The organism is Streptosporangium sp. NPDC048047, assembly GCF_040653115.1.
GTDB lineage: Bacteria > Actinomycetota > Actinomycetes > Streptosporangiales > Streptosporangiaceae > Streptosporangium.
On the sequence record NZ_JBEZNH010000037.1, the window covers coordinates 18,290 to 39,999 of the forward strand.

The window sequence follows — 21,710 nt, forward strand, 5'->3', positions numbered from 1 at the left end:
AAGCGCCCGTACGGCTTGCGCTCGCCACCGGGGCGAGGAGCCGGGCCGGGAAGGGCCGAGAAGGGGGGCCGCGGGAACGGGCTCTAGTCCACCACGGACCGGTAGTAGCCGATCTTGGCGCGGATGGCCCGCTGCTGCTTCTGGAGGGCGGCGATCTGCGCCTCCACCCGCTCGTCGTGGGCCTCCAGCACCGCGATGCGGTCGCGGACCGTGTGGTCCCCGGCCCTGGTCAGCTCAGCGAAGCGGATCATCTCCGCGATCGGCATGCCGGTGTCGCGCAGGCAGCGCACCATGCCGAGCCAGCCGACGTCCTCCTCGCTGAACCTGCGCTGGCCGGCCGCGTTGCGGCGGATCGACGCCAGCAGCCCGATCCGCTCGTAGTAGCGCAGGGTGTCGAGGCTGAACCCGGTCTCCTCGGCCACCTGTCCCGGTGTGTACACGCTCACGCCCGGCAGCATCCCACCTGGAGCCCACTCCACGTCAAGCACGACAATCCGAACTTGACCTGGAGCCCGCTCCAGGTTCCACAGTGGATCACATGACGCAGATCCCTTTTGCTCTGGGCACGATTCCCTTCGGCACCGCCCTGGACGACCGGGCGACCTTCGAGATCCTCGACCGGTTCAGTGAGGCCGGCGGCACGATTCTGGACACCGCGAACAACTACCCGTTCTGGGTGGAGGGCGCGACCGGCGACGAGAGCGAGCTGGCCATCGGCCGCTGGCTGGCCGCGCGGGGCAACCGCGACCGGATCACGCTGAGCACCAAGTGCGGCGCGCGTCCCACCGTCCCGGGCGACCGTACCCTCGACTCGATCGAGGGCCTGTCCGCGGCGGCGATCCGCTCGGCCGCCGAGGACAGCCTGCGCCGGCTCGGCACCGACCGCATCGACGTCTACTGGGCGCACATCGACGACCGGTCGGCGCCGCCGGAGGAGACGCTGGGCGCGTTCGCCGAACTGGTCGAGGCGGGCAAGGCCCGGGAGATCGGCGCGAGCAACCTGACGGCCTGGCGGCTGGAGCGCGCCCGCGCCGTGTCGGCGGCGCACGGCCTGCCCGCCTACACCCACGTGCAGCTCCGCCACACCTACCTCCGGCCCCGTCCGGGGACGCGGGTGCCGGAGGGCGGGCACGTCCTGGTCCAGGACGACATGACGGACTACCTGCGCTCGGAGCCGGGGCTGACCCTGTGGGCGTACAACACGCTGATGGCCGGCGCGTACACCCGTCCCGACCGGCCGCTCCCGGAGATCTACGACCACCCGGGCACCACCCGGGGGCTCGCCGTGCTGCGCGAGGCCGCCGCCGAGCTGGGCGTGACCGTCAACCAGGTGGTGCTGGCCTGGCTGATCGGCGGCGACGTCCCGACGATCCCGATCATCGGCGTGAGCTCCCTGTCCCAGCTCGATGAGGCGCTCGGCGCGGTGGACCTCAAGCTCGACGACGAGCTGCGCGCCCGCCTGGACGCCGCGCGCTGAGCGGCCCGGCCACCGTACGGCGAGCCGCCCGGCGCCGTACGGCCGGGCGATCGGACGGCCGGGCGATCGGACGGCCGGGCGATCGGACGGCCGGGCGATCGGACGGCCGGGCGATCGGAGGGCCGGGCGATCGGAGGGCCGGGCGGTCAGGTCCGGGGCAGGAGGCCGGAGAGGTAGCGGCGGACCAGCAGCTTGCACTCGGCGATCAGGTCGGGGTCGCCGTCGGGCCGGGTGCGGAAGGCGAGCTTGAGGACGGCGTCGGCCGCCTCGACCGCGACGACGAGCGCGCGGTCGAGGCCCGGCCCGGCGGCGGCGCCGGCCTGCTCGACGACGACGGCCCGGAGCCTGTCGGCCACGATGGCGTTGTTCTCCAGCGCCGCGTCGAGCATCCGCTCGGTCCCCCGGATCGCCGGGCCGCCGGGCGCGGACAGCACCTCGCCGAAGTCCACGACGCCGAATCCCGGCGTGGTGCGCTTCATGGCCACGAACTCGTCGACCGCCAGATCGGTCATCTCCGCCCAGTCCGACGGCGGGGCGGCCGACAGGCGGGCCACGATCCGGCCGAGGAATGCCTCCAGGTTGCGCAGTGCGAGCGCGCGCACCAGCGCCTGCTTGTCGGAGAAGAACTGGTAGAAGGTTCCGATCGGCACCCCGGCCCGGCGCGCGACCTCCTTGGTGGTCAGTGCCTCGTACCCCGCCTCGTCCAGCAGCCGCGCGCACTCGTCGAGCATCCGCTCGACGCGTTCCGCGCTGCGCCGCTGGGCGGGACGGCGGCGCAGCGTTCCCCCGGCGACATTCGTCATCGCTCCATCATCTCGCACGCGGGGGGACCGGCGGTTAACATGAGCCGCACTCATACCACTCGGAGGTCAGGATGTTCCTTTGGGGTACGGCCACCGCTTCCTACCAGATCGAGGGGGCCGTCTCCGAGGACGGCCGGGGCGCCTCGGTCTGGGACACCTTCACCCGCGAGCCCGGCCGCGTCCGGGACGGGCACACCGGCGAGGTCGCCTGTGACCACTACCACCGCTGGGCCGAGGACGTCGAGCTGATGGCCGGGCTGGGAGTGGACTCCTACCGCTTCTCCGTCGCCTGGCCCCGGGTCCAGCCCGCGGGCTCCGGACCGGTCAACCAGGCCGGCCTGGACTTCTACGACCGGCTGGTGGACGCCCTGTGCGCGAGGGACATCGTCCCGGCGGTCACGCTGTTCCACTGGGACCTGCCCCAGGCGCTGGAGGACCGCGGCGGCTGGCTGGACCGTGACACCGCCCACCGGTTCGCCGAGTACGCCGCCGTCGTGGCCGACCGGCTGGCCGACCGGGTGCCGATGTGGATCACCCTGAACGAGCCCTTCGTGCACATGGTCTTCGGCTACGCCCTGGGGACCCACGCGCCCGGCAGGACCCTGTTCCTCGACGCGCTGCCGGTGGCCCACCACCAGCTCCTCGGGCACGGCCTGGCCGCGGCCGCGCTGCGCGAGCGGGGCGCCGGCCGGGTGCTGATCACCAACAACTGCACCCCCGTCCGGGCGGCCTCCGCCGATCCGGCCGACGTGGCCGCCGCTCACGCCTACGACACGCTGCACAACCGCCTGTTCAATGACCCCGTACTTCTCGGCAAATATCCGGATATGTCGGCGTACGGCGTGCGGCTCGACTGCGTCCGGGACGGCGACCTCGACCTGATCTCCGCCCCGCTCGACGGCCTCGGGGTCAACTACTACAACCCCACCCGGATCGCCGCCCCCTCCGGCGACGGCCTGCCGTTCACCGACGCGGGGATCACCGGGCATCCGACCACCGCCTTCGGCTGGCCCGTCGTCCCCGACGGCCTGCGCGAGCTCCTGACCGGCCTCAAGGCCCGGTACGGCGACGCCCTGCCGCCCGTCTACGTCACCGAGAACGGCTGCTCCCAGCACGACGAGCCGGGCCCGGACGGCACGGTCGACGACCGGGCCCGCATCGACTACCTCGACGGTCACATCGCGGCGCTGGACCGGGCGCGCGCCGAGGGCGTGGACGTGCGCGGCTACTACGTGTGGTCCCTGCTGGACAACTTCGAGTGGGCCGAGGGCTACCACCAGCGCTTCGGGCTGGTCCACGTCGACTTCGCGACGGGGCGGCGCACCCCGAAGGCGTCCTATCACTGGCTCCGGGAACGGCTGGCGGAGCGGAGCCGCAGCCGCTCGGACGCTTCGTGAGGAAATATCCCTTTTTCTCCATCCACGGGGGTGTTTTCTGTACGGTCCATGGCCCTTCGAGTAGGCTCCGTGATCACCGGTGTCGCGGGAACGCGGGCGCGGGAAGCGCTCCGCGGAGGTCACCGAAGGGGGCTGGGCGAACCCGCGTCGCCGCATGCCCCGGACGGTCGTGTGGAGGTGCACCATGGGGGACGACTCAAAGCTGCGTCCGACTCAGGAACACAGCTGGCTGGACGCCAAGTGGCCCGGACTGGAGATCAGGAAGGACCAGACCGAGCACAACCCCACGAAGATCAAGAACTGCGTGAAAGACCTGCAGGACATGCTGGAGCGGCTGCAGGGCAGCGAGAAGGGCTCCTTCGGCACCGTGTCGGCCAAGACGAACGTCATGACGCTGAGCGCGGTGGCCAAGGACTGGCCGGCGGGCAAGATCCTCAGTGACACCCTGGAGAACGGCAACCGGGAGTTCGTCCAGGTGTACCAGGAGATCATCCAGAAGCTCCAGGCCGCCATCCTGCTGCTCCAGAGCGGGGCCACCACCTATGACGGCGCCGGCCACGCCAACGGCGGAACGAAGAGCGTCTAGGGGACCGGGATGGACATCTCCAAGAAGACCCACATGATCAAGACCGGCAGCGTCGACTTCGACGTCAAGGGCGATCAGCCGGTGGCCAGGGTCAAGCAGATCATCGAGGCCCTGGACGGCGAGTCCATCAAGAAGGCCGGGACCGCCTACCTGGACGCCTGCTCCCTGCTGGCGGAGTGCCGGTACATGATCGAGGATGTCAGCAAGACCCTCGCCGAGAGCTGGAACGACAAGGCGTCGGTCGAGGCGCAGACCGCGCTGCGCTACATCCACGCGACGACGCGTGAGCTCTCCGAGAAGGGCAACATGATGGGCCGCCCCCTGGAGTCGCTCGGCAACGCCCTTCCCGCCTACAAGGAGACCGGCGAGGGTGGGTTCGCCCCCTCGTGGAGCGAGAACACCTTCACCTTTGAAGATGACATCCCGGACTTCTACGACACAAAAGACGGTGTGCAGTGGGGGTCTCAGAACCAGCTCGCCAAGGAGCACCTGGAGAAGCTCAACGCGGAGATCAAGACGTGGCACAGCCTGCTTCCCGACTCGCTGCGCAAGGAGCTGCCGAGGATCGAGCCGCCGACCGGTCCCGACCCGAACTTCCCGCACGTGAACTACCCGCCGGGCACGGGGCCGTACGGTCCCGGCGGAACGGGACCGTACGGGACCGGACCTTACGGGGCCGGTCCTTACGGGGCCGGACCTAACGGAACGGGACCGTACGGCACCGACCCCTTCGCCAACGGCCCTAACGGGACGAACCCCAACGGAACCGACCCCAACGGGAACAACGGCCTGCCTCCGGGCGGCTACCCGGGTGACGGCACCGGGAACCCGCCGGGGCAGAACGGCCCGGGATCGGGGATGCCCGGGGGGCCGGGCGGGAGCGGCGCCGGCCCCACCGGCGGCCCGAACGACCCGTCCGGGAACCTGACGGACCCCTCCGGGAACCTGACGGACCCGTCCCGGAACCTGACCTACCCCGCCGGGTACGACCCCGCTAACGCGCGGACCACCGACCTGTCGTCGTTCCAGCCCCCGCAGGGCTACGACGCCAACGGCGTCGGGAACCCGAACCTGACCGGCCCGAACAACTCCACCGGCACCTCCCCCACGCACACGGGCCCGCCGACGAACACCGGCACGGGTCCGGGCACCGGCGGCGGTGGCGGGTCCGGCTCTTCCGGGTCGTACGGCACCGCCGGCATGCGCGCCGCCGCCCTGAACGCCGCCGAGGGCGCGGCGGGCGGCGGCATGTTCATGCCGCCGCCCATGGGCGGCATGGGCGGGGCCGGCGCGGGCGAGGAGCAGGAGAGGGAGACCGGCAGCAACCTGTGGGAGCACGACGACGTGTGGGGCGCCAACGACCACGACGGCGCCGTCGACGGCCACATCCGCAACGTCTGACGGCGACGCGGACGGGGCCGCCTCCGGCGGGGTCCGGCCCGGCCCGGACCCCGGACGGGCTCCAGGCCCCGGACGGGCTCCAGGCCCCGGACGGGCTCCAGGCCCGGTCACGCCCGTGAGGCGGCCGTCCGCGTCCGCCTCACGCGGCGGGCCCGGCCGGGGACACGCCGGAGGGCGCGGTCAGAACACCGAGACGTGGACGTGGTCGTAGTGGTTGGCGGTGACGCCGCCCCGGTCGGACATCATCCGCCAGCCGCCGCCCGAGCGGACGTCGTAGTAGCGCTGCTGCCAGATGAGGTACATCACGCCGAGGCGCGGGCCGTTGTCGATGACCCACTGGGCCAGGCGGTCGCCGCGCTCCTTGTCCGCGGGGGACGGCATCCGGCCGCCGCCGCTCATCATGAAGTCGCAGGCCCGGCCGCTGCCGTGGTCGCCGGGGTCGCCGGGGCGCAGGCAGCCGTAGCTGTAGGGCATCGGGAAGTTCCGGAGCACCTCGTTGCGCACGCCGACCATGCGGGGGGTGAGGCCGTCGCTGCCGGAGGGGGTCTCGAAGCCGTACTTGGCCAGCAGCCCCTCGATCCGGACCCGGTTCTTCTTCAGCCTGGCGATGTCGGCCTTCAGCGCGGCGATCCTCTCGCCGGCGGTCTTCTCGGCCTTCTCGGCCTTCTTGATCAGGTCCTGGATCCGGCTGAGCTGGCTGCTCCGCAGGCTGGCGAGGTAGGACATGGTGGCGGCGCCGCCCAGGGCGGCCGAGACGTCCCCCTGGAAGCTCAGCAGGGTGCCGCCGTCCAGCGGGGCGCCCATGTAGGAGGTCTGGGCGAAGCGCACGACGTCGGTCCGGGCGGCTGCCAGCGACCTGCGCAGGCTCTTGACGCTCGTGGTCGCCTTGCCCGCCCGCACGCGGATGTCCTCCAGGCTCTGCACCTGGCCGCGGTACGCCTTGTCGAGCCGGTCGGCCTCGCGGGTCAGCCTGCGCAGCTCGGCCTCGGGGTCGGGCTTGGCGGCGGTGCGGGCGGCCGGGCCGGCGGCGGCCCCGGCGGACAGGAGGGGCGTCAGGAGCAGGGTGGCGAGCAGGAGGACGAGCACGGCCGGGCGGCTCGGTCTCACGCTTCGCTCACCTCCAGAGCCGCACGGACGGAGCGAAACTATAGGAGATGATCTTGTAAACCGCCACCGGAACGACAGAACTCGGCCTCGACGGCGCACCGCCGCCCCGTCCCCCTTGCCATCGACGGCAGAACATGATTCCGTCTCACCACCGGAAGGGCCCTCGGCGACAGGAGGCAGGACGACATGCGCCAGCACGACACGCTGTTCATCGGGGGCGACTGGGTGGCCCCCGCCGGCACCGGGACCATCGACGTCATCTCGCCCCACACCGAGGAGGTCGTCGGCCGCGTCCCCGAAGGGACCGCCGCCGACATGGACCGCGCGGTGGCCGCCGCCCGGCAGGCGTTCGACCACGGCCCCTGGCCGCGCATGACGATGGCCGAGCGCGCCGCCGTCGTCGGCAGGCTCGCCGAGATCTACGCGACCCGGCAGGAGGAGATGGCCGAGCTCATCACGATGGAGATGGGCTCGCCCATCACCTTCTCCCGGATGGCGCAGGCCCCGCAGCCTCTCGGCATGCTGCAGTACTACGCCGAGCTCGGCCGCACGTTCCCCGTGGAGGAGGAGCGCCCGGGCACCTTCGGCCCGGTGACCGTGCGCCGCGAGCCGGTCGGCGTGGTCGCCGCGGTGGTGCCGTGGAACGTCCCGCAGTTCGTCATCATGATCAAGCTCGCCCCGGCGCTCGTCGCGGGCTGCACGGTCGTGGTCAAGCCCGCCCCCGAGACGCCGCTCGACTCCTACCTGCTGGCCGAGATGGTCAAGGAGGCCGGCATCCCCGACGGCGTCGTCAACATCGTCGCCGCCGGGCGCGAGGCCGGCGAGCACCTCGTCTCCCACCCCGGCGTGGACAAGGTCGCCTTCACCGGCTCCACCGCGGCCGGCCGGCGCATCGCCGCGATCTGCGGCGAGCAGCTCAAGCGGTGCACCCTGGAGCTCGGCGGCAAGTCCGCCGCGATCATCCTGGACGACTGCGACCTGCCCTCGGCCATGGGCTTCCTGTCCATCGCCACGCTGATGAACAACGGCCAGGCGTGCGTGGCCCAGACCCGCGTCCTGGCCTCGCGGGCCCGCTACGACGAGGTGGTGGAGGCGGTCGCCGGGATGGTCCGCGCCATGCCGGTCGGCGACCCCGCCGACCCCGCCACCGGCATCGGCCCGCTGGTCGCCGAACGCCAGCGGGAGCGGGTCGAGAACTACATCAGGATCGGCATCGACGAGGGCGCCAAGCCCGTCCTCGGCGGCCTGGAGCGGCCCCGCGACCGCGGCTGGTACGTCGCCCCCACGGTCTTCGCCGGGGCCACCAACGAGATGCGCGTCGCCCGCGAGGAGATCTTCGGACCGGTCCTGACCGTGATCCCGTACGAGAACGAGGACGACGCCGTCCGGATCGCCAACGACAGCGACTACGGCCTGCACGGCACGGTGTGGACCGCCGACGCCGAGCACGGCATGGAGATCGCCCGCCGGGTGCGCACCGGCTCCTACGGCGTCAACCTCCTGATGATCGAGAACAGCTCGCCGTTCGGCGGGTACAAGGGCAGCGGCCTCGGCCGGGAGCTGGGACCGGAGGGCCTCGCGGCCTACCTTGAGTACAAGTCCATCGCCCGCCTGGGCTGAACCGGCGCCGGTTGGAACGACCCGGCCGCGCCGTACGGCTCTGCGGAGGACCGTACGGCGCGGCCGGAGGCACGGATGGGCGGCCCAGCGCGCCCCCGCGTCGCTGGACCGCCGCCGCTGCGGTGGAGCCTGTCACACGTGTCCCGGCATGCGGGTTCACGTACCCCTTGGACGTCTCCCGGCGGGTTCAACCCATCCGTTCTAGGTAGACGTCATTCATCCGGGATTGGTTCGGGGAATCCGGCAAAGTTTTTTACGGACCCGCCGGAACGCTCCCGCGGACCCGCATCCGGTGCGGCGGCGCCTTGCCGGCATCGCGATCTCCCTCGCGCCCCGTGGGCGGTCCCATGGGGCCGTCCGGCGTTGCCCGACGCCTCCGCCATAGCGTTCACCTTCAACTCGTTGCAACGAACGATGGCCCCATAGTTGCGTTAAGCAGGAGACGACTGCAACGATTAATGCGTTTCTAGCTGTATGAACACTGTTTTAATGCAAAGATCTTGTTGCGTAAACATGGAAAGCAACGTAGCGTTTCCGTTGTTCGAAACAGTGAGCAGCAAGCACGAGGGAGAGCACGATGCACACGTCCGACACCGCCGCCCCGATCCCCACCGGCCAGGACGGGTCCACCCCGGCCGGGCAGGACCGCCCGGAACTGCGCGAGATCATTCAGGAGATGGTCGACTCCGGTTTCGTCGGGGTGTCTCTGCGAGTGCACGACGAGCGGGGCGAGTGGGCCGCCGTCGCCGGGGCACGTGAGCTGGGCGGCGCCGAAGCGCCGCCGGCCGACGGGCACGTCCGCATCGGCAGCAACACCAAGACCTTCGTCGCGACCGTGGTGCTGCAGCTGGTGGCCGAGGGCGGGCTCGGACTGGACGACGCGGTGGACGACCACCTGCCCGGGTTCGGCCTGGACCGCCGGATCACGGTGCGGATGCTGCTGCAGCACACCAGCGGGGTGTTCAACTTCACCGGCGAGTACTACGACGACGGCACGTTCGCACCGGGCATCCCCGCCACCCCCGCCGGCAAGGAGTGGGTGGAGGGCCGGTTCAAGACCTACCGGCCCGAGGAGCTGGTGAAGCTGGCGCTGTCGAAGCCGTCGCGGTTCGAGCCGGGCACCGGCTGGAGCTATTCCAACACCAACTACGTGCTGGCCCGGCTGCTGATCGAGAAGGTCACGGGCCGCTCGCTCGCCGAGGAGATGCGGAGGCTGATCCTGGAGCCGCTCGGCCTGTCGGGCACCCTGCAGCCGACCACCGAGACGGACGTCCCCGCCCCGCACGCCCACGCCTACTACCGCTACGAGGAGGACGGCGGGACCGAGACGGTCGACGTCACCCGCCACAACCCCTCGTGGATCTCCAGCGGCGGCGACATGATCTCCACTCCCCGGGACCTGCACACGTTCATCTCCGCGCTGGTGGGCGGCAGGCTCCTGCCGGCCGAGCTGCTGACCGAGATGATCACGCCGGAGTCCAGGGCCGGCTACGGCCTGGGGGTCTTCGTGCAGGAGGCGCCGGGCGGCGGCACCGTCATCACCCACAACGGCGGCATGGCGGGCCACGCGGCGCTGATGTACAGCACGCCCGACGGAGGCACCACCCTGACCGCCGCGCTGAACTACGTCGACGACGCCGCCATGTCCACGGGGGCGGCCTTCCAGCAGGCGCTCCAGCGGCTCGTCGCCGAGGTGTTCGGCGGAGGGCGGGCCGACGCGGCCCGGTAGCGGGGACCGGGGAGGGGCCGGGCCGCCACGGCCCGGCGGACGAGGCGGTCAGGCGGACCCGCCTCGCGGGTCTCCGGCGGGTCCCGGGCGGACCCTCACCGGCGCCGTTCGACCACCTCGAGGGTCTGACGGGCGATCTCCAGCTCCTCGTCCGTGGGGATCACCGCCACCCGCACCGGGGAGCCGTCGGCCGAGACGACCCGTTCCCCGCGCGTGTTGCGATCCGGATCGAGCACGATGCCCAGCCGCTCCAGCCCGGACAGGGTCCGTTCCCGGACCGGCGCGGAGTTCTCCCCCACGCCGCCGGTGAACGCGATCACGTCCACCGTGCCGAGCACCGCGTAGTAGGCGCCCACGTACTTGCGCAGCCGGTGGCAGTAGACCGACATGGCCAGCTCGGCGACCGGGTCTCCGGCGGTCAGCCGCTCCTGCACCGCGCGCATGTCGTTGTCGCCGCACAGTCCGAGCAGGCCGGAGCGCCGGTTGAGCAGCGTGTCGATCTCCTCCGGGGTCATCCCCGCGGACCGGGTGAGGTAGAGGAGCGCCCCCGGGTCGATGTCGCCGCTCCGGGTGCCCATGACCAGGCCCTCCAGCGGGGTCATGCCCATCGAGGTGTCCACGCAGCGCCCGCCGGACACCGCCGAGGCGCTGGCCCCGTTGCCCAGGTGCAGCACGATCACACCGGCCGACGGCGTCCCCGCCAGGCGGGCCGCCTCGCGGGAGACGTAGGCGTGCGAGGTGCCGTGGAAGCCGTAGCGGCGGATCCTCCACCGCTCTGCCAGCTCCCGGTCGATCGCGTAGGCCGTGGCGGCCGGGGGGATCGTGGCGTGGAAGGCGGTGTCGAAGACCGCGACCTGCGGAAGGTCCGGCCGGAGCCGCCGCACGGCCTCGATGCCGGCCAGACCGGCCGGGTTGTGCAGCGGGGCGAGCGGGATCAGCTCCTCGATCTTCCTGATCACCTCGTCGGTGATCAGGGTGGGTTCGGTGAAGGTGACGCCGCCGTGCACCACCCGGTGCCCGACCGCGGTCAGCTCCGGCGAGTCGATCCCCAGGCCCCGCTCGGCCAGCTCGGCGCCGACCAGCTTCAGCGCCGCCTCGTGGTCGGGCACCGGGGAGCCGGGCTCGCCGATCCGCTCCACCGTGCCGGACGCCAGCCGCTCGTCGCCCTCCAGCAGCCGGTACTTCACCGAGGAGGATCCGCTGTTGACCACCAGTACGCGTCCCACCGCTCCCTCTTCTCCCTCTCCGCTCCGCCCGACGTCCCCGCCTGTCCCCGCCTGTCCCCATCGGCCCACGGCCCGCCACGCGCCTACCCGGCGCCCTCCTGCGCCTGGATGGCCGTGATGGCGACCGTGCTGACGATGTCGGCGACCAGCGCGCCCCGCGACAGGTCGTTCACCGGCTTGCGCAGTCCCTGCAGGACCGGCCCGATCGCCACGGCCCCGGCGGAGCGCTGCACCGCCTTGTAGGTGTTGTTGCCGGTGTTGAGGTCGGGGAAGATCAGTACGGTGGCCCGCCCGGCGACCTCGGAGCCGGGAAGCTTGGCCGCGGCGACCCGGGGGTCCACGGCCGCGTCGTACTGGATGGGCCCCTCCACCAGCAGGTCCGGCGCCCGCCGGGCCACCAGGGCGGTGGCCTCGCGGACCTTGTCCACGTCGGCGCCCCGGCCGGAGGCTCCGGTGGAGTACGACAGCATCGCCACCCGCGGCTCGACGCCGAACCGCTCCGCCGTACGGGCCGAGGAGACGGCGATGTCGGCGAGCTGCCCGGCGTCCGGGTCGGGGTTGATCGCGCAGTCGCCGTAGACGAGCACCCGGTCGGCCAGGCACATGAAGAACACCGACGAGACGATCGAGGTGCCGGGGACCGTCCTGATGATCTGGAAGGCGGGCAGGATCGTGGCCGCGGTGGTGTGCGCGGCGCCGGAGACCATGCCGTCCACCATGCCGCGGTGCAGCATCATCGTGCCGAAGAAGTTGACGTCGCCGACGACGTCGCGGGCCCGCTCCGGCGTCATCCCCTTGTGCGCCCGCAGCGCCGCGTACTCCTCGGCGAACGGCTCGCGCAGCGGGGACGTCAGCGGATCGACGACGGTCACGCCGGACAGGTCGAGGCCGAGGGCGCCGATGCGCCTTCTGACCGCCTCCTCCCGCCCCAGCAGGGTGAGGTCCACGATGCCGCGGCGCAGCAGGACGTCGGCGGCCCGCAGGACGCGGTCCTCCTCCCCCTCCGGGAGCACGATGTGCCGCCGGTCGGCGCGGGCCCGCTCCAGCAGGGTGTGCTCGAACATCATCGGCGTGATCCGCTCGGAGCGGGCCAGCTCGATCCGGTCGGCCAGGTCGGCGGTGTCCACGTGGGCCTCGAAGTGGCCGAGCGCCGTGTCGATCTTGCGGGGGTTGTCGGCGGTGAGCCGGCCCTCCAGCCCGGCCAGCACGGTCGCGACCGTGAAGCTGTCCGCGGCGGCCGACAGCACCGGCAGCCCCGGCGCGAGGCGGGCGGTGAGGTCCCTGACCGCCTCGGTCGGCCTCTCCCCCAGGGTCAGCACCACGCCGGACGGCCTGGCCGTGCCCGCCGCCTCCGCCGCGGCCGAGGCGAGCAGCAGGTCGGCGCGGTCACCCGGGGTGATCGTCAGCGCCCCGTCGGCCAGGTGTTCCAGGAACAGCGGCAGCATGGCGCCGCCGAAGACGAACCCGAACACGTCGCGGCGCAGCCCGTCGTCGTCGCCCTGGACGTGCTCGGCGTCCACGGCCAGCATCACCTGGCCGACGGTCGGCGCCGACAGCGACGGGTTCTCGGGGATGGCGTAGCAGGGCACGGGCAGGCCGGGCCGTACGGTCACCCCCTCGGGCACCCGGTTGGCGACCACCGCGAGCACCGTGCCGCCCAGGTCGGAGAAGACCTGGTGGGCGGTGCGCATCTCCATCTCGGCCTCGTCGGAGCGGTCGCCGTGCGCGCCCACCACCACGATCACCGGCGCGCCGAACTCCGCGGCCAGGCGCGCGTTGAACGCCGTCGCGGGCGGCAGGGCCTCGGTGTCGAACGAGGCGCCCAGCACCAGCAGCGCGTCGCACTCCGTCTCCAGCGTGTGGAAGTGGCCGACCAGCCGGCTGACGAGTTCCTCGGCGCCGTGCCGGGTGTAGACCTCGGCGGCGGCCGCGGCCGTCATCCCGACCGCCGAGACCGCGGGGCTGTAGCGGGCGGTGAGCAGTTCGAGGGTCCGGTCCTCGCCGTCCCGGGAGATCGGCCGGAAGACCCCGGCCCGGCCCACCCGGCGGGTGAGCAGCTCCATCAGGCCGAGCTCGACGATCTGCCTGCCGTCACCGCGGCCCAGACCGGTCACGTAGATGCTCCGCATGGACGCCCGCTCCTCCCTCCGGCGCGATGCCGCGCAGGACCCGTGAGACCCGTAGGACCCGTCGGACCCGTGGGCGGCGGTCCTCGTGGCCCGCGGTCCTCAGGACCCGCGGCCCGTAGAACCCGTAAGACTCGTAAGAGGAGTAAACACCCTCGGTGATCAGGTGTTGGCGCTGACCCACGCGCCGATCCGGCGGATCAGCTCCGGCGTGGCCGCCGTCTCGGCGTGGCCGAACCCGGGTTCGATCCACAGTTCCCTGGGGTCGCGGGCGGCGCCGTACAGCTGGAGGGCGTGCTCGACCGGGAAGAAGGAGTCGGCGTCGCCGTGCACGACCAGCAGCGGCGTCGGCGTGATCGTCGCGGCGGCCTCGTAGGGCGCCAGCGGCACCGGGTCCCAGCCTTCCTTGCGGATCCGGGTGCCCCGGCCCACCCGCGCGGCCCACCGGCCCAGCCGCCGCTCGATCGCCCAGTGCACCTGCCGCATCGGCTTGGTGCCGCGGTAGTACCACCGGGCCGGGGAGCTGACCGAGATCACGGCGTCGGCCCGTCCCCGCCCGTCGGTGAGCGCGGTGTTCACGAGGTCCGGGCCCGGCCCGTCCCGGCCCGCGACCACCGCGCCGCCGTCCGGGTCCATCGGCCCGTCCATGACCGGGCTCAGTACCGCGCCGGCGCTCAGACCGCCTCCGGCGCCGCTCAGCAGCCCGTCCCCGGCCGGGCCCACCATCGCCCCGCCGGTCCCGCCGGAGCGCGCCGCGCCGCGCAGCCCCGCGTGCCGCACGACCACGGCGGCGCCCATGGAGAACCCGACGGTGGCCACGCGGGTGTACCCGATCATCCTGGCGTGCCGTACGGCGGCCTCCAGGTCGAGGACCTCCAGGTCGCCGACCGTCGACAGGCCCCCGGAACGGCCGTGCCCGCGGAAGTCGAAGGACACGACGCCGCCGAACTCGCTGAGCACGTGGGTGATCCGCCGGGTGGTGAGCTCCCTGAGCGAGCCGGTGAACCCGTGCGCCACGACGATGCCCAGGTCCGCCGGGCCGCGCGAGGGCGTGTGCGCGGCGTCGATCCGGACGTCGTCCTCTGTCATGAACATCGCGGCGAAAGATGGCGCGAAAGACATGTTCCGAGCTTAGAACGTGAGGTCAGGGCTCCTTCCCGCGACCGGGATCCCACGGGCCGCGGGACGCGGGAGGCCACGCGGCGCAGGGGATTCCCGCAGCCGGGGTGAGGCGCGGATGCCTCCGGTGTCCTCTGGCCCCTCCGATCGGCCCCTCCGGTGCCGGCCGGGGGCGGGCGCCGCGATCCCGGGGCCGGGTCAGCCCCGGGGGATGACGAGCTCCGTCGACCGGCCGTACGCCGACACGGTGACCCGCGGCCAGCGGCTCCCGGCCGGCCGCGTGAGCGCCCACGGCGGCACCGCGGCGACGGTGACGCCGTACTCCTCGATGAGCGCCCGGCACTCGCCCGGCGTGGCGCCCGGGGCCGCGACGACGTGCGCCCCGCCCATCAGCGCCAGGTCGAACAGGACGGTCTGGGCCCGCGGCTCGGTGGTGGCGACGAGCACGCGGTCGCGCTCCCTGAGCATCGCCTCCGGGGCCAGCCGCAGCAGCTCGGCCACCACCCCGGCGTGGCTGATCACCCGCCTGCCGTCGAAGGTCAGCGCGGGCGCCTCGGCCCCGCCGCGCGACCGGACGGCCGCGCCGCGCCGGGGAGGGAGACCAGGCCCGCGACGCGGCGGCGCGCTCGGCCCCCGCTGCGGCGGCACACTCGGCCCGCGCCTCGGCTGGACGCCGGGATCGCGCTGCGGCGGGACCACGGGCCCGCGGCGCGACGGGACGCCCGGACCGTCCGGCCGGGGGGACGTCACCTCCTCCAGGGTCTCCAGGGTTTCCAGGGCCTCCAGCGTGAGGATCTGCCGGACGCGTGACTCGCCGGCGACCCTCATCGACCGCTCGGCCTGCGCCCGGTCGGTGATCATCATCCGCGCGTGACTCGCCGACAGGCACTCGTAGAAGACGTCGCGGTCCAGATCGGCCGCGAGCGGGACCACCAGCGCCCCGGCCGCCGCGGCGGCGTGCACGGCGATGGGGAAACCGGGCCCCGGGGGGAGGCGGACGACCACCCGGTCCCCGGGACCGACACCGCGGTCGCGCAGCTCCGCCGTCGCCTGGCCGACACGTCCGGCGAGCGCGGCGTAGGAGAGGACGTCGCCGGTGGCGGCGTCGGTGACCGCGGGCCGCTCCCCGCGATGCCCGGCGGCGGTCAGCACCACATCGGTCCAGGTCGGCATGAGATCACGATAGAAATTCGGGTCCCGGCGCGCATGGTCAGGAATATGCAGACGGCTGACCATTTCCGCGGGGCCCCCTGTCCCCCGGTGTCTTCCGGTGTCTTCCGGCGTCTCCCCGGCGTCTCTCCGGCCGCGTCGCCGTCGTCCTCCCGAAAGGCCCTTCCCCGCGTCCTTCCCTGCGTCCTTCCCGGGGGTTCGTGGCGCGGCCGCCCGTGAGTCCCGGCCGGTCGGAGCGGTCTTCCGGCCACCGGACCGGGCCCCTACTCCCGAGAAGCATCGCGGTGAGCGTGAGAGCGATTGGCGGCATCGCCTAAAATGGGAAGGCCGCACGTTCGGCGGCCAGCCTCCACGATCACAGAGTGAGACTCCACCATGCCTTTGAACAGCCGCGACGACCTGCGGAACATCGCGATCATCGCGCACGTCGACCACGGCAAGACCACTCTCGTGGATGCCATGCTCTGGCAGTCCGGAGCCTTCCGGGCCAACCAGGACGTCGACGACCGTGTAATGGACTCCAACGACCTCGAGCGCGAGAAGGGCATCACCATTCTCGCGAAGAACACCGCCGTACGGCACAGCGGCATGACCCTCAACATCATCGACACCCCCGGCCACGCCGACTTCGGCGGCGAGGTCGAGCGCGGCCTGTCGATGGTGGACGGCGTCGTGCTGCTGGTCGACGCCTCCGAGGGCCCGCTGCCGCAGACGAGGTTCGTGCTGCGCAAGGCGTTCGCCGCGAAGATGCCGGTCATCCTGTGCATCAACAAGGTCGACCGCCCCGACGCCCGCATCAAGGAGGTCGTGGACGAGGTCTACGAGCTCTTCATGGACCTCGACGCCACCGAGGAGCAGATCGACTTCCCGATCGTCTACGCCTCGGCCAAGGCCGGCCGCGCCTCGCTGAACCGTCCCGAGGACGGCGGGATGCCCGACTCCGACGACCTGGAGCCCTTGTTCGAGGTCATCAAGGAGACGATCCCCGCCCCGACCTACGACCCCGACGCCCCGCTGCAGGCGCACGTCACCAACCTCGACGCCTCGTCCTACCTCGGCCGGATCGCGCTGTGCCGGGTGCACCAGGGCGTCATCAAGAAGGGCCAGCAGGTCGCCTGGTGCCGTACCGACGGCAGCATCCAGCGGGTGAAGATCACTGAGCTGCTGATGACCGAGGCGCTGGAGCGCAGGGCCGCCGACGAGGCCGGCCCCGGCGACATCATCGCGATCGCCGGCATCCCGGACATCATGATCGGCGAGACCCTGGCCGACCCCGACGACCCGCGGCCGCTGCCGTTGATCACCGTGGACGAGCCCGCGATCTCGATGGTCATCGGCACCAACACCTCGCCGCTGGTCGGCAAGGTCAAGGGTTCCAAGGTCACCGCCCGCATGGTCAAGGACCGTTTGGACAAGGAGCTGGTCGGCAACGTGTCGCTGCGCGTCCTGCCGACCGAGCGCCCGGACGCCTGGGAGGTGCAGGGCCGAGGCGAGCTGGCGCTGGCCATCCTCGTCGAGCAGATGCGCCGCGAGGGCTACGAGCTGACCGTCGGCAAGCCGCAGGTGGTCACCAGGGTCGTCGACGGCAAGGTGCACGAGCCGGTCGAGCGCCTGACCGTCGACTGCCCTGAGGAGTACCTCGGGGCCGTCACCCAGCTCCTGGCCGTCCGCAAGGGCCGCATGGAGCACATGACCAACCACGGCACCGGCTGGATCCGGATGGAGTTCGTGGTCCCGGCCCGCGGCCTGATCGGCTTCCGGACCGAGTTCCTGACCGAGACCCGGGGCACCGGCCTGGTGCACCACGTCTTCGAGGCGTACGAGCCGTGGTTCGGCGAGCTGCGCACCCGCAACAACGGCTCGCTGGTCGCCGACCGCTCCGGCCCGGTGACCGCGTTCGCCATGCTGAACCTCCAGGAGCGCGGCGTGCTGTTCGTGTCGCCGACCACCGAGGTCTACGAAGGCATGATCATCGGTGAGAACTCGCGCTCCGACGACATGGACGTGAACATCACCAAGGAGAAGAAGCTCACCAACATGCGCTCCTCCACCGCGGACGAGACCGAGAAGGTCATCCCGCCGCGGCAGCTCTCCCTGGAGCAGGCGCTGGAGTTCATCCGCGAGGACGAGTGCGTGGAGATCACCCCCGAGGCGGTGCGCATCCGCAAGGTCGTCCTTGACGCCGCCACCCGGGGCCGTTCCGCCGCCCGCGCCAAGCGCGGCAGCTGAGCCCTCCCGCCCCCGGCCCACACCGGGTACGGTGACCGGTTCCGCCGCCCCGCCCCCTCGGGCGGGGCGGCGTGCCGTCCTCTCCCGAACCCCTTCGGATCCCTCCGAACCCCTCCGGATCCCTCCGGATCTCCAGGACCCGGGACGGACCCGCCCGGACCGGCATGGGCCCCGCCGCCCGCCCGGCGAGCGGGGCGCGGTCCTTTCCCCTCCCTTTCCCCAGCGCGTGATTGTCACCTGATCTTCGAGGTAGGAGACTCGCAGGGCGCTTCCCGCGCCGCGGGGAGTGGACGAATTCGGGGGAGATCATGCTTCGTGGAATCCATCTGACGCTGGCCCTCGCGCTCGGGGCGGGCGCGGCGACCGTGGGAGCCGCCGCTCCCGCGCCCCGCCCGCCGGGCGACGGGCCGTCGGCGCGCCCGTCCGGACCGGCCGGCGAGCCCTCGGCGGGCCCGTTCGGCGGGCAGGTCGGCGCGACCATCAAGGACGCCGACGGCCGGACGGTCGGCATGCTGCGCATCGCGGGGACCGACTCCGACAAGCCCAGGGTCGTGGTAGTCGTCAGGGACCTGACGCCTGGACAGCACGCCTTCCACATCCACGCCAAGGGCGTCTGCGACCCCAAGGCGGTCGATCCGGCGACGGGCAGCCCCTTCGCCAGCGCGGGACCGCACTTCGACCTGGACTCGGAGGCACACCCGTACCACTCCGGCGACCTGCCGGACCTCATGGTCGGCCAGGACGGCACCGGCCGGGCCGCCCTGGTGACGGACCGCTTCCGGGTGCAGCAGCTCTTCGACGCCGACGGCAGCTCCGTCGTCATCCACGCCCTGTCCGACAACCACGCCAACATCCCCGACCGCTACCGCAGCGGGAAGGATCCGGCCGGGCCGGACGCCGAGACGCTCAAGGCCGGCGACTCCGGCAGGCGCGTGGCCTGCGGCGTGATCGAGCGCTAGCGGGCCGAGCGCCGGTAGGTCGAACGCCGGTGAAGCGCCCGTCCGCACCGGTGGCGCGGGCGGGCGGTTGCGGGCGGCTGCGAGCGGCGGACGGTCATCTGTCGCGTTCCCGCTCGCTGTAGTCCATGCCGGGGCGGAGCGGCCTGCCGTACAGCTCCGAGATCGTGACGAACGCGAAGCCCCGCCGGGTGAGCTCCTTCAGGATCCGGGGGGCGGCCTCCACCGTGGTGCGGTGGATGTCGTGCATGAGCACGATGGACCCGGGCTTGATCGCGGTCGCGCGGCGCGCGACGACCGGGGTGACGCGGTCGCGCCAGTCCAGGGTGTCCACGCTCCACAGGACCTGGGCCAGCCCCATGTGCCGGGCCACGGCCGCGACCTTCTTGTCGGTGGCCCCGTACGGCGGGCGCATGAGGGTCGCCCGGACGCCGGTCCGGCGCTCGATGACCTTCTGGGTGCGGGTCAGCTCCGCCCGGACCGCACCCTCGGACATGGCGGTGAGCTGCGGGTGGCTCCAAGTGTGGTTGCCCAGCTCGTGCCCGTCGCGCACCATGCGGCGCAGCGCGCCGTCGGCGTTGGCCAGGACCATCTTCCCGACGAGGAAGAAGGTGGCCCTGGCGTGGTATCTGGCGAGGATGTCGAGCAGCTTCGCGGTGTGGTGCCCGGGGCCGTCGTCGTAGGTCAGCGCCACGCACTTGACCCGTCCGCAGTCGATCTTCTGTTTCGGGGGCGGGAGGGGGTAGCCGCGCCTGGGCCAGCCCGGCTGGATCCCGGCGAGCTTCAGGGCGAGCTCGGCGGGGTCCACCGGCCGCCGGCTGGGGGCCGCGGACGGGGCGGGGGCCGGTTCGCGGGTCTGCACTCGGTGGGCCGGGGCGGCGCACGCCCCGGCCGACAGGAGAAGCGCCACCGGGACGATCCGCAGCCGCATGCCCGCCCTCCGATAATCGCGGCGGGGCGAGAGGTGCTCCTGGACCGCGTCTCCCCGCACGATCTCGGCCAGTTCCTCCCACCAGGATGGGACATCGACTGGCAATTCAATGTATCGACGCGCCATTGGGGACACGCGTCCGTGGTCGGTGTACCCGGACCGCGTCGGCGCCCCACCTGTCCTCCAGGCCACGGACGCCTACTGGCCGGGCGTTTCCGGCGGGGGGACGGCCTGCGGGCCCCTGCCCTCCGGACGCCTCCCGGGGCCCCGTCACGGACGCCCACTGGCCGGGTGTTCCCCGGGGCCCCGTCACGGACGCCTACTGGTCGGGTGTTCCCCGGGGCTCGGTCACGACCATCACGAAACGCAGCGGGGCGTCGCCGAGGTTGGCGTACCGGTGCGGCCGGTCGGCGCTGAACAGGACGGCCCCGTCCGCCGGGACGAGGTGGCTCCTGCCGTGGACCGACAGGGTCAGCTCCCCCTCCAGCACGCTCAGCATCTCGCGGGTGCCCGGCGGGTGGGCGTCGCCGTCGTGGTGCTCGCCCGGGGCCAGGCGCCAGTCCCACAGCTCCAGGATCGCGGGGGCGTCGCTGCCGACCATCAGCCGGGCGGAGCTCCCCTCGCCGTGCGGGAAGGTGACGACGTCGGCGGGGGAGACCACCCGGACGACCGGCGTGTCCGCGACCTCGACCATCCGGGCGACCGTCACGCCGAGCGCGTCGGCGATGCGGGTCAGGGTGTTGATGCTGGGGTTGGTCCGCCCCTGCTCGACCTGGACGAGCATGCCCCGGCTGACGCCGGAGCGCGCGGCGAGCTCGTCGAGCGTCATGTGCCGGTGCGCGCGCTGGGCACGGACGTTGTTCGCGATGGCGCCGGTGATGGTCTCAGGATCCACCGGTTCATTGTAGTGAACCAAAATTACATCGTGGTGCACCTTATGTGCTGTACTTATAGTGCAACCCATTGCACCAGGAGGAGACATGACGGCGGTGGTGCTGGCGACGGCCTGCGCGGTGGTGTACGGCACCGCGGACTTCTTCGGCGGCCTGGCGACCCGGCGGTCGAAGGTCGTCATGGCGGTGGTCGTCCTGTCGCAGTTCGCGGGCCTCGTGACGGTCGGCGTCCTGCTGCCGTTCCTGCCGGGCCACCCGTCGGCGGAGGCGCTGGGCTGGGGCATGGCGGCGGGCCTGTCGGGCACCGTCGGACTGGTGCTGTTCTACCGCGCGCTCGCCACCGGCACGATGTCCGTGGTGGCGCCGATCACCGCGGTCACCTCGGCGGCGCTACCGGTGATCTTCGGGGTGGCCACCGGGGACCGCCCGGAGCCGGTGGCGCTGGGCGGCGTGACGCTGGCGCTGGTCGCGGTGGTGCTGGTGAGCCGCGAGTCCCCCGCGGCCGGGTCCGGCCCGCGGCGCACCCCGGTCCTGGCCGCGCTCGTCGCCGGGGCGGGCTTCGGCGGCTTCTTCGTGCTGCTGGCGCAGACCCCGGACGACGGCGGCCTGTGGCCGCTGGCCGGGGCCAGGACGGTGTCGATCACCATCATCGCCCTGCTGGCCGCGGTCAGCGGCCGGACGCTGCGCCCGGGGCCCGGGGTGTCGCGCATCGTGATCGCGGCGGGGATGCTCGACATGGCGGCCAACGTGCTGTTCATGCTCGCCCAGCAACGCGGGATGCTCAGCCTCGTCGCCGTCCTGGTCTCGCTCTATCCGGTGAGCACCCTGCTGCTCGCCCGGCAGATGCTGGGCGAGCGGCTGAACGCGGTGCAGGCCGCCGGGGTCGGCGCCACCCTGGTCGCGGTCACGCTGATCGCCGCGGCGCCGTCCCCCTGAGGAT

General features: G+C 72.5%; 18 protein-coding genes. 9 read left to right on the forward strand and 9 right to left on the reverse strand.

Features of this window, described 5'->3' with window-relative positions; genetic code table 11:
* Nucleotides 1-83: 83 nt before the first annotated feature.
* On the reverse strand, nucleotides 84-446 hold the full coding sequence (locus AB0D67_RS26690) for a MerR family transcriptional regulator (protein WP_362941386.1): 363 nt from the start codon (nucleotides 444-446) through the stop codon (nucleotides 84-86).
* 92 nt (nucleotides 447-538) lie between these two features.
* Between AB0D67_RS26690 and AB0D67_RS26695 the strand changes: the two genes are divergently transcribed.
* Nucleotides 539-1,477, forward strand: coding sequence for an aldo/keto reductase (locus tag AB0D67_RS26695; RefSeq protein WP_362941389.1), 939 nt, complete (start codon nucleotides 539-541; stop codon nucleotides 1,475-1,477).
* Nucleotides 1,478-1,623: 146 nt separating this feature from the next.
* On the opposite strand, the gene AB0D67_RS26700 is transcribed toward AB0D67_RS26695, so the two are convergent.
* Entirely contained in the window at nucleotides 1,624-2,280 is a 657-nt protein-coding gene (locus AB0D67_RS26700; protein ID WP_362941392.1) for a TetR family transcriptional regulator, read from the reverse strand.
* A gap of 71 nt (nucleotides 2,281-2,351) precedes the next feature.
* Between AB0D67_RS26700 and AB0D67_RS26705 the strand changes: the two genes are divergently transcribed.
* The 3 genes from AB0D67_RS26705 (at nucleotide 2,352) to AB0D67_RS26715 (ending at nucleotide 5,664) form a co-directional block, all read left to right on the forward strand.
* Nucleotides 2,352-3,677, forward strand: coding sequence for a GH1 family beta-glucosidase (locus AB0D67_RS26705; RefSeq protein ID WP_362941395.1), 1,326 nt, complete (start codon nucleotides 2,352-2,354; stop codon nucleotides 3,675-3,677).
* A 184-nt stretch (nucleotides 3,678-3,861) separates the two neighbouring features.
* Entirely contained in the window at nucleotides 3,862-4,263 is a 402-nt protein-coding gene (locus tag AB0D67_RS26710) for a hypothetical protein (protein ID WP_362941398.1), read from the forward strand.
* A 9-nt stretch (nucleotides 4,264-4,272) separates the two neighbouring features.
* Entirely contained in the window at nucleotides 4,273-5,664 is a 1,392-nt protein-coding gene (locus tag AB0D67_RS26715) for a hypothetical protein (protein WP_362941401.1), read from the forward strand.
* A gap of 180 nt (nucleotides 5,665-5,844) precedes the next feature.
* Here the strand turns inward: AB0D67_RS26715 and AB0D67_RS26720 are convergent, their stop codons facing one another.
* Entirely contained in the window at nucleotides 5,845-6,771 is a 927-nt protein-coding gene (locus tag AB0D67_RS26720; RefSeq protein WP_362941404.1) for a hypothetical protein, read from the reverse strand.
* A 186-nt stretch (nucleotides 6,772-6,957) separates the two neighbouring features.
* Here AB0D67_RS26720 and AB0D67_RS26725 point away from each other — a divergent pair, with 186 nt between their 5' ends.
* Together AB0D67_RS26725 and AB0D67_RS26730 are read left to right on the forward strand one after the other, a co-directional pair.
* Nucleotides 6,958-8,391, forward strand: a complete 1,434-nt coding sequence (locus AB0D67_RS26725; RefSeq protein WP_362941407.1) for an aldehyde dehydrogenase — start codon at nucleotides 6,958-6,960, stop codon at nucleotides 8,389-8,391.
* Between the two features lie 577 nt (nucleotides 8,392-8,968).
* Nucleotides 8,969-10,120, forward strand: a complete 1,152-nt coding sequence (locus AB0D67_RS26730) for a serine hydrolase domain-containing protein (RefSeq protein ID WP_362941410.1) — start codon at nucleotides 8,969-8,971, stop codon at nucleotides 10,118-10,120.
* A gap of 95 nt (nucleotides 10,121-10,215) precedes the next feature.
* On the opposite strand, the gene AB0D67_RS26735 is transcribed toward AB0D67_RS26730, so the two are convergent.
* From AB0D67_RS26735 to AB0D67_RS26750, 4 genes are all read right to left on the reverse strand, one after another.
* Nucleotides 10,216-11,346: an acetate kinase gene (locus AB0D67_RS26735; protein ID WP_362941413.1), complete on the reverse strand. Its 1,131-nt coding sequence runs from the start codon at nucleotides 11,344-11,346 to the stop codon at nucleotides 10,216-10,218.
* 83 nt (nucleotides 11,347-11,429) lie between these two features.
* On the reverse strand, nucleotides 11,430-13,475 hold the full coding sequence (gene pta, locus AB0D67_RS26740) for a phosphate acetyltransferase (protein WP_362941416.1): 2,046 nt from the start codon (nucleotides 13,473-13,475) through the stop codon (nucleotides 11,430-11,432).
* A gap of 159 nt (nucleotides 13,476-13,634) precedes the next feature.
* Nucleotides 13,635-14,567, reverse strand: a complete 933-nt coding sequence (locus AB0D67_RS26745; protein ID WP_362941419.1) for an alpha/beta hydrolase — start codon at nucleotides 14,565-14,567, stop codon at nucleotides 13,635-13,637.
* A gap of 222 nt (nucleotides 14,568-14,789) precedes the next feature.
* A complete protein-coding gene (locus AB0D67_RS26750; protein ID WP_362941422.1) occupies nucleotides 14,790-15,764 on the reverse strand; it encodes an AMP-binding protein in 975 nt (324 codons plus the stop codon).
* 372 nt (nucleotides 15,765-16,136) lie between these two features.
* On the opposite strand from AB0D67_RS26750, the gene typA reads away from it, so the two are divergent.
* Both typA and AB0D67_RS26760 read left to right on the forward strand, forming a co-directional pair.
* Nucleotides 16,137-17,990: a translational GTPase TypA gene (gene typA, locus AB0D67_RS26755; protein WP_362941425.1), complete on the forward strand. Its 1,854-nt coding sequence runs from the start codon at nucleotides 16,137-16,139 to the stop codon at nucleotides 17,988-17,990.
* A 308-nt stretch (nucleotides 17,991-18,298) separates the two neighbouring features.
* Nucleotides 18,299-18,949 (forward strand): superoxide dismutase family protein, encoded by a 651-nt coding sequence (locus AB0D67_RS26760; RefSeq protein ID WP_362941428.1) that lies wholly within the window; start codon nucleotides 18,299-18,301, stop codon nucleotides 18,947-18,949.
* Nucleotides 18,950-19,043: 94 nt separating this feature from the next.
* On the opposite strand, the gene AB0D67_RS26765 is transcribed toward AB0D67_RS26760, so the two are convergent.
* Together AB0D67_RS26765 and AB0D67_RS26770 are read right to left on the reverse strand one after the other, a co-directional pair.
* Nucleotides 19,044-19,982 carry a polysaccharide deacetylase family protein gene (locus AB0D67_RS26765; protein ID WP_362941431.1) on the reverse strand — a complete coding sequence of 313 codons (939 nt, stop codon included), beginning with the start codon at nucleotides 19,980-19,982 and terminating at the stop codon, nucleotides 19,044-19,046.
* A 214-nt stretch (nucleotides 19,983-20,196) separates the two neighbouring features.
* Nucleotides 20,197-20,772, reverse strand: a complete 576-nt coding sequence (locus tag AB0D67_RS26770; protein ID WP_362941434.1) for an XRE family transcriptional regulator — start codon at nucleotides 20,770-20,772, stop codon at nucleotides 20,197-20,199.
* An 85-nt stretch (nucleotides 20,773-20,857) separates the two neighbouring features.
* On the opposite strand from AB0D67_RS26770, the gene AB0D67_RS26775 reads away from it, so the two are divergent.
* Complete coding sequence (locus AB0D67_RS26775) at nucleotides 20,858-21,706, forward strand: DMT family transporter (RefSeq protein WP_362941437.1); 849 nt, start codon at nucleotides 20,858-20,860, stop codon at nucleotides 21,704-21,706.
* The last annotated feature ends 4 nt before the right edge of the window (nucleotides 21,707-21,710 follow it).